The organism is Izhakiella capsodis (genome assembly GCF_900115045.1).
In the GTDB taxonomy this organism is placed as follows: domain Bacteria; phylum Pseudomonadota; class Gammaproteobacteria; order Enterobacterales; family Enterobacteriaceae; genus Izhakiella; species Izhakiella capsodis.
The window spans coordinates 14,973-27,529 of sequence record NZ_FOVC01000010.1 but is presented as its reverse complement, the minus strand read 5'-3'; the positions used below and the strand labels follow the sequence as shown (position 1 = coordinate 27,529).

The 12,557-nt window shown below is 48.8% G+C and carries 8 protein-coding genes; 1 reads left to right on the top strand and 7 read right to left on the bottom strand.

Features of this window, described 5'->3' with window-relative positions; genetic code table 11:
- Positions 1–376: 376 nt before the first annotated feature.
- The 7 genes from rsmG to ravA form a co-directional block, all read right to left on the bottom strand.
- The gene (gene rsmG / locus BM191_RS13025) at positions 377–991 is read right to left on the bottom strand and encodes a 16S rRNA (guanine(527)-N(7))-methyltransferase RsmG (RefSeq protein WP_092879048.1); all 615 of its coding nucleotides are present in this window, start codon (positions 989–991) and stop codon (positions 377–379) included.
- A 139-nt stretch (positions 992–1,130) separates the two neighbouring features.
- Positions 1,131–3,020: a tRNA uridine-5-carboxymethylaminomethyl(34) synthesis enzyme MnmG gene (gene mnmG, locus BM191_RS13020; RefSeq protein ID WP_092878876.1), complete on the bottom strand. Its 1,890-nt coding sequence runs from the start codon at positions 3,018–3,020 to the stop codon at positions 1,131–1,133.
- Between the two features lie 397 nt (positions 3,021–3,417).
- Positions 3,418–3,861, bottom strand: coding sequence for an FMN-binding protein MioC (gene mioC / locus BM191_RS13015; protein ID WP_092879046.1), 444 nt, complete (start codon positions 3,859–3,861; stop codon positions 3,418–3,420).
- Positions 3,862–4,041: 180 nt separating this feature from the next.
- The gene (gene asnC / locus BM191_RS13010; RefSeq protein ID WP_092878874.1) at positions 4,042–4,503 is read right to left on the bottom strand and encodes a transcriptional regulator AsnC; all 462 of its coding nucleotides are present in this window, start codon (positions 4,501–4,503) and stop codon (positions 4,042–4,044) included.
- 695 nt (positions 4,504–5,198) lie between these two features.
- Positions 5,199–7,328 (bottom strand): 5-histidylcysteine sulfoxide synthase, encoded by a 2,130-nt coding sequence (gene ovoA / locus BM191_RS13005; protein WP_092879044.1) that lies wholly within the window; start codon positions 7,326–7,328, stop codon positions 5,199–5,201.
- Between the two features lie 85 nt (positions 7,329–7,413).
- On the bottom strand, positions 7,414–8,871 hold the full coding sequence (gene viaA, locus BM191_RS13000) for an ATPase RavA stimulator ViaA (protein ID WP_092878872.1): 1,458 nt from the start codon (positions 8,869–8,871) through the stop codon (positions 7,414–7,416).
- Positions 8,868–10,361 carry an ATPase RavA gene (gene ravA, locus BM191_RS12995; RefSeq protein WP_092878870.1) on the bottom strand — a complete coding sequence of 498 codons (1,494 nt, stop codon included), beginning with the start codon at positions 10,359–10,361 and terminating at the stop codon, positions 8,868–8,870. Before ravA ends, viaA begins: the two co-directional genes overlap by 4 nt.
- Before the next feature lie 255 nt (positions 10,362–10,616).
- Between ravA and kup the strand changes: the two genes are divergently transcribed.
- Positions 10,617–12,485: a low affinity potassium transporter Kup gene (kup, locus tag BM191_RS12990; protein WP_092878868.1), complete on the top strand. Its 1,869-nt coding sequence runs from the start codon at positions 10,617–10,619 to the stop codon at positions 12,483–12,485.
- Positions 12,486–12,557: the final 72 nt, after the last annotated feature.

Genomic DNA, 12,557 nt, shown 5'->3' with positions numbered 1-12,557 from the left:
ATTATCATAAAAATCAATATAAATATAATAAAAACATAGAGTTAAAAAAATAACATTAAAATAAAACCGTTTTTCAGCATGAAAAGCGACTATTGACATTCCGTATCAGATTTCCAGGCATTTTTATGGCAAAAAAAAAGCGGAAACGGGTAAAAAAAATATTCACTCAGATGAGTATTACCTGGATTCATCGGCGGGGAAAGGTAATAGATATGATACTGATTTGGATAATTGAAGTTGGATGTTGCCATGCGTATCAGATAATTTCAGTCGTTGGATTTAACTTTAATTCAATCAATCGGGACCACAAATTTATTATTGTGGTCATAAAATTTGACATGTTAAGAGGAGAAATTGCTGTATATTTAACGTTCAACTACGCTTTGCAGATAACGATCAGGTGACGCTCGCCATCAAGATCCGGGATTAGCAAACGTTCGATACGCATCACCTGAAATCCATCAGGTATAGCCGCCAGTTCGCTATCATCCAGCTGCCCTTTCAAGGCATAAAATGCACCGTTATCAGCAGGTAATGCCTGACACCAGTTCAGCATGTCATTCAATGAAGCAAAAGCCCGGCTGATCACACCGTCAAAATTGTGCTCATCATACTGCTCAACCCGGCTTTGCACTGGATTGATGTTGGTAAGTTGAAGTTCATGTTGCACATGACGTAGGAAGCGGACGCGCTTACCCAGACTGTCCAACAGGGTAAAATGCGCTTGAGGACGTACAATAGCTAACGGGATACCGGGTAAACCTGGACCCGTACCAACATCGATAAAATGCTCACCTTGCAGATAAGGCTCTACCACAATGCTATCGAGAATGTGACGGATAAGCATCTGCTGTGGATCGCGTACTGAGGTTAAATTATAGGCTTTATTCCATTTGTGCAGAAGCGCTACGTATCTGAGCAGCTGCTGTTTTTGTTCATCGGTAAGAGAAATATGCGCGGTCGTAAGCAAACGGGAAAGTTTTTCAATCACTGATGTAATCCGATAATTTATTAAACGGGTTAGGATAACTGTAAGACAGAAAACCAGCGCAGTGCGCATAAAGCGCGGGGGTATACAAATATTCGTAGAAATACGAGTATTACCGGGCAAGCGCTTAACCGATTTTCTGTCAGGCTGATTTACGTAACAACCCCTGTTTTTTTAGCCAGATAAGCAGAATCGAAATGGCTGCGGGCGTAATGCCGGAGATCCGCGAAGCCTGACCGATAGACACCGGCTTATGATCGTTTAGCTTGGCTTTGACTTCGTTAGAAAGGCCGCTAACCTGCAAATAATCGATATCGTCAGGCAGTAAGGTACTTTCATTACGCAGCTGACGGGAGATTTCCTCCTGCTGGCGGGCAATATATCCCTCGTACTTAACCTGAATTTCAACCTGTTCAGCTGCCTGCTCATCGGTAAGCGCGCGGCCAAAGGAGCTAAGTGTCATCAGTTGCTGGTAGGTCATTTCCGGTCGGCGCAGTAAATCCTCGCCGTTTGCCTCTTTAGTCAGCGGAGCGCTCAGCAACGCGTTAACTTCATCCACGTTGCTGGATTTTGGATGCAACCAAATATCTCGCAAACGCTGGCGTTCCCGCTCGATCTGCTCCAGTTTTTGGTTATATCGCGCCCAGCGTAGGTCGTCGACCAGACCCAGTTCACGGCCAGTTGCTGTCAGGCGAAGATCGGCATTGTCTTCTCTTAGCAACAAACGATATTCAGCGCGTGAGGTGAACATGCGATAAGGCTCTTTTGTCCCCAGGGTACAGAGATCATCAACCAGTACGCCAATATAGGCCTGATCACGGCGTGGCGCCCAGCCCTCTTTATCAGCAGAAAGACGTGCGGCGTTCAGTCCTGCCAGCAGACCCTGAGCAGCCGCTTCTTCATAACCGGTAGTACCGTTGATCTGGCCGGCAAAAAACAGACCGAGAATAAACTTATTCTCAAGCGTTGGTTTTAGGTCGCGCGGATCGAAAAAATCATACTCAATGGCATAACCAGGCCGCACAATTCGGGCATTTTCCAGTCCCTTTATCGAACGGACTATCTTTATTTGAACGTCAAAAGGCAGGCTGGTTGAAATACCATTTGGGTAGATTTCGTTACTGGTTAACCCTTCAGGCTCAAGGAAGATCTGATGAGCATCTCGATCGGCAAAACGCATAACTTTATCTTCGATCGAGGGGCAATAACGGGGGCCTATTCCTTCAATGATCCCGGCGTACATCGGGCTACGATCGAGATTATTTCGGATCGTCTCATGCGTTTGTTCATTGGTATACGTCATCCAGCAAGGCATCTGTCGCGGATGCTGCACAGCACTGCCCATATATGAAAATACGGGCATCGGGTTATCACCGTGCTGGGTAACTAGCATGCTGAAATCAATTGTGCGGGCATCAATACGCGGCGGTGTACCCGTCTTCAGACGGCTAACCCGTAAAGGCAAATTGCGTAGTCTGTGAGCCAGAGGTATGGAAGGCGGATCGCCAGCACGACCACCGCTGTAGTTATCCATTCCTATATGGATTTTTCCATCAAGAAAAGTTCCTACCGTCAGCACCACCGCCTTGGCTTTGAATTTGAGCCCCATCTGAGTAACAACTCCAACCGCGCGATCATTTTCTACGATCAGATCATCAACCGATTGCTGAAAGATCATCAGGTTGGGTTGGTTTTCTAACGCGGTGCGTATCGCCTGCCGATACAGCACGCGATCGGCTTGAGCTCGCGTCGCACGAACAGCAGGTCCCTTGCTCGCGTTTAGTATCCTAAACTGAATGCCCGCTTTATCTGTTGCAGTCGCCATCAACCCACCAAGTGCATCCACCTCTTTAACAAGGTGGCCCTTGCCGATCCCACCGATCGCCGGGTTACAGGACATTTGTCCTAGGGTGTCGATATTGTGGGTTAATAACAGTGTCTGCTGACCCATTCGGGCTGCAGCCATAGCAGCTTCTGTGCCCGCATGACCTCCACCAATCACGATGACGTCAAAAGGATCTGGATAAAACATGGTACTGCACCTCATAGCGATGGTGGAATCGATGCCCGGGCTGTGGATTCTACTTAAATTTCTTCAACGGTAAAAGCGGCAGGATCGTCGGTATTAAAAAGAAGATCTTTTTATTTAAAGATCTCTTTATTAGATCTTCTATTAGGATCGCCATAATCTGTGGATAAGCGAAAAAAGCGCTTTTTGATCATATTGATGCTGAGGATCATTAGCTGTGAATGATCGGTGATCCCAGACAGAATAAACTGGGATCTAAATGCCGAGTTATTCACAGTACACGACAGTACCTAAAGTTATTCTTTGGATAATAACGGGTTTTAAGCTGTAAAAAGACAAGCTTATACACAGGTAAAGTGTTCGGGATCGCACAAAAAGGCGGTTTAATATGCGATCAATTTTACTGAAGATGCTGTTGCCAGATCGCCAGCCAGTTTTCAGCCGGATCTTCCGGAATTTCATGTTCCAGCACGTCGATCTTCAATGTTTCTCCCAGCAGAGTGGCGCCACATGCCTGCATGGCCTCATTGACTTTATCAATCGCGCCGCAGAAAAGATCGTATTCGCGGTTACCAATACCTATAGCTCCGTAGCGAACACCGCTGAGGTCAGGTTTTTGCTCAATCAGTTCATCAATCAGTGGTTGCAAGTTATCAGGAAGATCGCCGGCACCATGAGTGGAGGTTACGATAAGCCACAGACCTTCAGAGGGAAGCTCAGCTAACACCGGGCCATGTAAAATCTCACTTGAGTAGCCTTCCACCTCAAGCTTTTCTGCCAGATGTTCTGCCACGTATTCGGCGCTACCAAGCGTACTGCCGCTGATGAAGGTGATATCTGCCATAACTGCTCCAATAACCAGCTGATTAAGGAGCATATTGTAAGCTGTGATCAAACGTAGATCTACCTGTGGATAATTAAGGTTATTACGTCAGACCGAAAGTGGCGAGTTAATTAAAACCCTATAAATAAAAGGGGGCAATGGGATTTTTCTTTCTACGAGGATGTGGATAAACTTATTAGCTCAGGGCTTAATGGTACGGCTGATTGGATTCTGTAATGAAATTAACGTCTCGGTAGACTGGATTTCTTCAATGGTCTGAATTTTATTAATCAGCACCTGTTGCAGAGCATCGATAGAACGACACATCACCTTGATAAAAATGCTGTAATGGCCAGTGGTGTAATAGGCTTCTACGACTTCGTCGAGGCTTTCCAGACGGGCGAGTGCAGCAGGATAATCGCGGGCGCTTTTTAGAATGATGCCGATAAAACAGGTAACGTCATAACCGAGTTGTTTGGGATTAATCTCCACGCGGGTACCTTCAATGATACCTGCCTGACGCATTTTTTCGACACGCACATGAATGGTGCCGGGACTGACGTGGAACTGCTTAGCCAGCTCAGCATAGGCGGTGCGCGCGTTATCCATCAGACCACTGAGGATGCCACGATCCAGATCGTCGATTTGTGTATTTTCAGCCATGAATCGTATTTCCTGATTACTTATCACTATCGTCAGATTAAAATTGCGCTATCGTCGGAAGACTGGCAAGAAAAAATGCTTATCAAGCGTTATTTCCATTATATCTAATTGCCTCAGGACGATTAACCGGCACCATTTGCGATAGATGTAGCACGATTATCACTGGCGCCACAACAGCTAATCCTGTACAACCCGTGTTGTTTTGTTTGTATTGCTCGCTCCGCAGCGCTCATGCAGCAATGGCAATAATGGCACATGTCAGTCAGGCCTTGAATAACCATCAGACGAGTCAGATCAGAAGGCAATACTTTCTCCTTATATATGGAAGCGATATTTTTAAAGAAAGAAACGGGCATCGAAAAAAGCATCGCAGAAAAGAAGTGTGCTATTTAATTTTACCCTGCCTACTGGTTATTAATGACGCGATTGAGCGGCGGCCATCAGGTTAAAACGTTCGTTAAGAAATTGACAGCGTCCTTTCAGGAAGCGTGTACGGTCAGGTCATTATATTTAGCTAAATGCGCTATAACGTGTTGGCTAAAAAAATGATATGTTCTGAAATATCAGGTTATGATTGTTGTCGGCGGTATAAGAGAAAGGATTCATAACGAATCCTTTCTCTTGTCAGTCAATGATGAAAGCCAGCATTTGCCGGTTATTGCCCCCCGGCAAAAGTCGTGTGATGCTTTCCCTTCTCAACGTTTACGCCACAAGCTGGCCTGAGCCAGTGTATGCTGATATTTGCGGGCGGTCTCTCTGATAACAAAGGGGACGTCCTGCGCTGGCGCGATTTCTTCGAACTCTGCTGCCATAAAACGTTGTAGTGCCTGATAGCTGCTCAGTGCTTCGCCGTTTTCGCGCACGCCGCCAAGCCACTGGTTGCGTTCGGTATATTCTTCAAGCCAGGTCCAGGGAGAGGATATAAGCAAGATTCCGCCAGATTGAATCATCGGGGTGATATCGTGCAGAAAACGCAGCGGTTGACGCAGACGATCGAGTAAATTAGCTGCCAGCACGAAATCATAGCGTTTTGGCTGCGGTTTCAGATTACAGGCATCACCCTGAACAAACTGCACTTTACCGGCTGTGATACGGTCAATACCTACCTCTTTCAGGCGCAGTTGACGATATTCTACCAGCTCGCCTTCCGTGGGGATGACGTAGCGGAAATCGTCCCCGCTTACCAGCTGTAACGCTACGTCGATAAAGCGTGCGCTGTAGTCCATGCCTGTTACCTGCTCAAAATAACGAGCCAGTTCAAAGCTGGCGCGCCCGGTTGCGCAGCCGATATCCAGTGCGTGACCTCTCTGTTTGACGTGTGGCAGGGCTATTTCCACTAACTGGCGAGCATAATTAGCTATGCTGAAATATTCAGGCCCATACTGAAATTCAAGGTATTGCGACACCATCGCATCCGTTTCATAAGGATTAAGTGTCATGCTCTCCTTATGTTTGGAAACGACGTAGCGGAAGCCGGCATGCTGGAAAAAATGACGGCGAAAGGCGTAGCGGGCGGATTTCAACGCTTCGTTGCCGGTGGAGATCCAGCTGCCGCCCTTAATCAGTGCGTGCTTACCGTCGAAAGTTGGCGTTGAAAAGTCGTCGTAGAGTGGGTGAACGTTAAATCCTTCAAAACCGTTGATCGGCGTGGTGGTCCATTGCCAGACGTTGCCCACCAGATCGTAAAATTTATCCTGGCGGAAAGTATCTACCGGGCAGGGTGATGCCCACCAGGAAAGGTTTATATTACCTGGTGGCCTCTGCCATTCAGGCTGATCGCCCGGCACGGCTTCGCGCAAGCGGTACCACTCAGCTTCGCCAGGTAGCTGGACTGACTGACCGATCTGTGCGCTTTTCCAGCGGCAAAAGGCTGCCGCCTCCAGCTGGTTGACTTCCACTGGCCAGTCCCAGGCCATGACGACTTCTTCGGCCATCAGACGTAGTTTAAGCGTATCAGGTTGCTCTGGTTGTCCCACCCAGAACGTTGGCATTATGGCCTGAGAAAACGCAAGCCAACCCTGACCTTCATCATCCCACCAGCATGCATTTTGGTAGCCGTTATCCTGAACAAAATGCAGAAATTCGGCATTACTGACCAGCATCTCGCTGGCCTGAAATTCGCTGACATCATGGACCTGTCTGCCATACTCATTGTCCCATCCGTAGGTATCATCGGTTTTCCCAAGTGTTACGCGTCCGCCTGTTACCGGCAACAGCTGGTTTTTCGGTACATCCTGGTAGCGATGGCGCGCCCGGGGACACACTGGCCAATGGGGCTGAGGCTGTACCCATTCAACAGGTAGCTGACGTATTAATACGCTTGAGGTTTCCAGGTGAATGCGTTCATGCTCGATGCCCATCAGAATGACCCATGCCGGGCTGTTCCAGCCTATCGGCAGCTCCAGCGGCATGGTTCTGATAACCTCTGTTATCACGCCTTTTACCTGGGCTCGATAATCACGCAGCTGGGCAATGTCTGGCCACGCGTAGTGGGTGTCATCAAGATCATCCCAGCTCATTTCGTCGACGCCGATGGCCATCATCGCTTCAATATGCGCATCCAGACGTTTATCAATAAGCTGACCGGCGATTAGCTTATTGATATAAAAGGTGGCAGTGTGGCCGTAATAAAAAATAAGCGGATGGCGTAGCGGGATTGCTTTGGTATACCAGGCTTGGGGATCGCTCAGGCAACTGAAGAGGCTTTCATACAGCGCCCAGGTTTGATTGAAATAATTCAGCAGCTGTTGGCGCTTTTCATCGCTACTTTCTCCACTGAGATAGAGAGTACGCGTTGGTTCGGGCAAGCTATCCGCGGGTGTCATTGCGTCTGTCATGGTTTTTTCCGTGGTTTATCTGTTAAAAGCATAAACATGACTATAGCAAAGCTGTTCGATCTATCGCTGTCATTCAGCGACGCAAGTGACGTAAAAGGCGGCTTTTGATGCCGGTATCAAAGCGCCAGATGTGGTCAAAAATACGCAAAATAGCGGGTTTACCGTGATCGGACATCGCCACTGCATGAAATTTTTGCTGCAGCCGGAGCTGGTGATGTTTCACTTCATCACTGAGTTTTTCCGGCAGGCGCTGAGCAATAAAATCAGAGATAACAACGGCATCCGCCTCCTGCCATCCCGGCAAGGCGAGGTGTTTTAACACGTGTTCCAGACAAGCGGTCAGGTTCGTTCCGCCGCGAAATTGCTGGCTGAGAAAGCGTATTGCCTGGCTGATCCCGTCCTCAGCGGTTAACTCATAAACGATCACCTGATGAGCAAACAGCATTAACATGCAGCGGCGTTGATCGTTTAATGCCACTTTTAACAGCGCCAGGCAAAAGGCTTTAGCACAGCGTTCGTTAAACCCGCCCATTGAACCGGAGGTATCAACACAAATAATAAAAGGGCCAAATGGCTGTTGTTGTCGTTGATTATGATGTGCAGGGCGCGTGATCAGTTTTTCCCGCCAGCTTTCCCCTTGCAAACGGTAGGTGAGTAGACGCTTTTCAACCAGCCGACGATAAAATTCAATTTCCAGCTCGCTGATGCCGAGCGTTGCCAGCTCAGGCGGCAGAAGGCGCAGTATATCGTCACTTTGATGGATGCCGCTGACTTCTTCCGGGGCGGTAGCTGGCTCGCGTACTCTCTGACGAAGAACGTCCATTTGTGTATTGCGCTCCGAGCTGGCTTTTGCCTCACGGCTACGTCCTAACCTTTCGGCAAGCGCCGCTAATTCAGGTTGAAGGCTAAGAAAATCGGCGTATTGCAAAATTAGCTGATAGTCGCCGCGTTGCAGGGAGCCACGGCTCATATCCCACAGTTGTCCGGCGCTGGTTTCATTTTCCGCCAGTACGGGTGCCAGCTGCCCACTCATCGCCAGCCGCTGTTGTAGTTCTGCCAGCAGTTTTTCCCGCTCTTGCTCCAGTAGCGCTTGATCGAGACTCAGTGCTTGCATGTTCAGGCTAAGACGCCAACGTTGAATGAACAGGCTCTGCTGGGCACGACTCAACGCAGCATTACCGCTGTTTTCTATCAGGATCAAGGCTTCTTTGGCAAAGGATGATGCGTTATTTTGCAGCGCCTTAAGGGTAGTGGGTAGACGCTGATTGAAGGTGGCGAAATCAATAGTCTGGCTTTGTTGGAAAAGCTGAAGTTCCTGCGCCAGAGCATGCGGCACTGGGGTGGTTTGCAGCCGATCGCGAATCTCCGCTTTCCAGCGTAGAACGTCACGCAGCAGCGCGTTTTTCAGGGCGGGAGATTTATTCAGAAAAACGGCTATCTCTGGTGAAGCCAGCAAGGTCACTATCATCTCGTCAATCATCTCCTGTTCGCTAATTGACAGAGATACGCTCAGGGTATCCATAGAGATCATCGCTGCGCAGCCTGAAGCTGTTCAGTAACCTGCTGTAAGCTGGTTTCGATGCGTGCCAGCCAGTCATCACTAATAAACAAGCAGCGCTGTTGCTGATTGAACAGCGTCCGTTGAGCGCGCAGCTGAGTATCGACCTCATCGAGTGTTTGCTTTATTTCCTCAGGTATGACGTAGGGTGTTGCGTCTGGCAGGGCCAGTCGCGAAGCTTGCAAGCTGTTATCACGTACCGTCAGGTAGCTCTGCGCATCAATTTGTAGATCCAATGGCAGAGCAAAGCCAATGCCATTTAACTGACCGTGCGCTTCAGTGCCTTTTTGCAACCAGCTCTGCAGACTTTTGCGCTCAATAGTCAGATGGGTTACCCTTATATCGTGCAGACTGAGCGGTTTCTGCAGCATGAATACCAGTTTATCGCCGGAGATATTTTCGGGTAAATCATAGTGAGATTTACGGCTGAACATGCCGCTATGTCTCTCCAGCTGGATCGCCTGACCGAGGTTATGCTGCTGCTTGAGGGCTAAATAACGGGCATTGATTTGCTGTAAATGCAGGGTCATTGACTGCTGTTGCCAGGCCTGCTGTGTCATCAGATTTTCAATTTCCCGCTCCAGCAGCGTCTGTGATGCTAAATCATGCCACAGGCAGTCTTTCAGCAGAATGAGATCGATAGGGGCAATCGCATGACGCCCGCTGAAAAAGGCGCTGGCTTGTAATAGATGGATCGCTTTTTTCCAGCGCCGATCGGAAATATAGGGAGCGTCCGGCAAGGTTTCCAACTGCTGGCGCAGCTGGAAGATAAGTTCAAAAACGTTGTCAGGGAGGTTGATCTTGCCGATCCCTGACTGCCACTGCTGATACTCTTCGTCAGTAATACAGAGTGAGGAAGAGACCGGATTGCTGTTTTCATCGCCCGGATGGGTCAACATGCTGCGAAAATTGTGTTTCTCATGAACGTTATCCAGCCATAAACGAATAAGCATTCGGTCATAGAGCGCTTCCAGTCCGCTGTCAGCCTCCGGCAGTTCATTAGACGCAGTGACCAGCAGCCGCATCGGAATGGGGTCTTCAGTGTCACCATTGCGAAAGCGGCGTTCATTAATGGCGGTCAGTAATGTATTAAGGATCGCCGGGCCGGCTTTCCATATCTCATCAAGAAAAACAATTTCAGCATTGGGCAGATACCCTTTGGTCAAACGCTGATAACGCCCCTCATCTTTTAGCGCCTGAATGGAAAGCGGTCCGAAGACTTCTTCCGGGGTGGAAAAACGTGTCATGAGATACTCGAAGGCGCGAGCATTTTGGAAAGCAAATTTGAGTCGTCGGGCGATCAGGCTTTTGGCTATACCCGGCGGCCCAAGCAGGAATACGCTTTCACCACACAGCGCCGCCAGCAGGCACAGACGAATAGCATGGTGACGCTCATATAGACCTTTTTCCAGCGCGTTGCTTAATTTTGCGATGCGTTCAGCTAATAAAGAAGAGTCAGCCATAATTTGTCATTGATCCTGTTTCTTTCAAGCTCCCCTGCGTCACCTACACTGGCGACAGCAAAACTTCGGACTATGATGCTTGAAATAGTTGATACCAGACAACTTTTTAGTATTAAAGCGCTAACATTAATAGAATTAAGTTATCTCTGGCACTTTTAGAGGTGGGCATTTACGCTGATTCAGGCATACTGTGCGCTTTTTGATGGCTCCGGTTGCGCATTTTTGCGCCAGTGAGCGCCAACAAAAGAAGAGTCTATGAGTTCTGATAAAAAGCAGTCACTCGGTGCCGTTACCCTTGCCGCCATCGGTGTGGTTTATGGTGATATTGGCACCAGCCCACTTTACACTTTGCGTGAGTGTCTTTCCGGCCATAGCGGTTTCGGAGTGGAACGTGAGGCCGTGTTTGGCTTTCTTTCGTTAATATTCTGGCTGTTGATCTTAGTCGTTTCCCTGAAATATATCAGTTATGTGATGCGGGCAGATAACGCCGGTGAAGGGGGAATTCTGACGCTAATGTCGCTGGCTGGTCGTAATACCGGTGCTCGTACCACGGCTATTCTGGTGATAATGGGATTAATCGGTGGCAGTTTTTTTTATGGCGAAGTGGTGATTACCCCGGCCGTTTCAGTGCTTTCGGCTATAGAAGGTCTTGAGATTGCAGCTCCCTCGCTTGATGCTTATATCGTTCCTATGGCTATCGGCGTTCTGACGGCGTTGTTTGTTATTCAGAAACACGGAACCGGTATCGTTGGTAAAATGTTTGCACCGGTTATGCTGCTGTGGTTTATCGTTCTGGCAGTTCTGGGCACCCTTGCCATTATCGATAATCCCGAAGTTTTACATGCTTTGAATCCTGTTTGGGCTGTTAACTTTTTTATTCAATATAAGTCAGTCTCTTTCTTTGCGTTGGGCGCGGTGGTGCTGGCGATAACCGGCGTGGAAGCGCTGTATGCCGACATGGGACACTTCGGAAAATTACCGATCCGCGTGGCCTGGTTTAGCGTGGTGCTGCCCTCTCTGGTTCTCAACTATTTTGGTCAGGGGGCGTTATTGTTAAAACACCCTGAGGCGATTAAGAACCCTTTTTTCCTGCTGGCTCCTGACTGGGCGCTGATTCCGCTGCTGATTCTGGCAACGCTGGCGACGATAATTGCATCGCAAGCGGTAATTTCCGGCGTTTTTTCGTTAACCCGTCAGGCCGTTCGTCTGGGTTACCTGCCGCCAATGCGTATCATCCACACTTCCGAAGAAGAATCCGGCCAGATTTACGTGCCCTTCATTAACTGGTTGCTCTATGTCTCCGTGGTTCTGGTTATTATCGGTTTCAAACATTCGAGCAATCTGGCGGCGGCCTACGGTATCGCTGTAACCGGAACTATGGTGCTGACCGCTATCCTTTGTAGCACGGTGGCGATTAAAAACTGGCACTGGAATCGTTATCTGGTGTTGCTGATTCTGGTTGGCATGTTGTGCATCGATGTGTCGCTGTTCTCGGCTAACCTGGTGAAGGTTTTTTACGGTGGCTGGCTGCCTCTGACCTTGGGTCTGATGATGTTTATCGTGATGACCACCTGGAAAAGCGAACGCTTTCGCCTGTTGCGTCGAATGAGCGAGCATGGTAATTCACTTGAAGCAATGATTGCTTCACTGGAAAAATCACCGCCGGTACGCGTACAGGGTACGGCGGTGTACATGTCACGGACCCTGCGTGTCATCCCTTTTGCTTTATTACATAATCTCAAACATAACAAGGTATTACATGAGCGGGTGGTGTTGCTCACTCTACGCACCGAAGATGCACCTTACGTTCATAACGTGCGGCGCGTTACCATCGAGCAATTATCCCCGACTTTCTGGCGGGTGGTTGCCAGTTATGGCTGGCGTGAAACGCCAAATGTTGAAGAGATATTCCATCGCTGTGGCTTGGAAGGGCTTAACTGTCGGATGATGGAAACCTCGTTTTTTATGTCGCATGAGTCGCTGATTATCGGGAAGCGTCCCTGGTATTTACGCCTACGTGGCAAGTTATTCCTTGCCTTGCAGCGTAACGCGCTACGGGCGCCCGATCAGTTTGAGATCCCGCCGAACAGGGTGATAGAGCTGGGTACGCAAATAGAAATGTAACCGGGCCTTGTTAGCGGTCATCATTTCGTCAGAAAGGCGACTGGCTCTCTGATGTTACCCGGTCGCCAACGT

Bases quoted from the DNA above. Each gene is read 5' to 3' on its own strand.
- mnmG (WP_092878876.1), bottom strand. From the start codon at position 3,020: ATGTTTTATCCAGATCCTTTTGACGTCATCGTGATTGGTGGAGGTCAT.
- mioC (WP_092879046.1), bottom strand. From the start codon at position 3,861: ATGGCAGATATCACCTTCATCAGCGGCAGTACGCTTGGTAGCGCCGAA.
- asnC (WP_092878874.1), bottom strand. From the start codon at position 4,503: ATGGCTGAAAATACACAAATCGACGATCTGGATCGTGGCATCCTCAGT.
- ovoA (WP_092879044.1), bottom strand. From the start codon at position 7,328: ATGACACCCGCGGATAGCTTGCCCGAACCAACGCGTACTCTCTATCTC.
- viaA (WP_092878872.1), bottom strand. From the start codon at position 8,871: ATGATCTCTATGGATACCCTGAGCGTATCTCTGTCAATTAGCGAACAG.
- ravA (WP_092878870.1), bottom strand. From the start codon at position 10,361: ATGGCTGACTCTTCTTTATTAGCTGAACGCATCGCAAAATTAAGCAAC.
- kup (WP_092878868.1), top strand. From the start codon at position 10,617: ATGAGTTCTGATAAAAAGCAGTCACTCGGTGCCGTTACCCTTGCCGCC.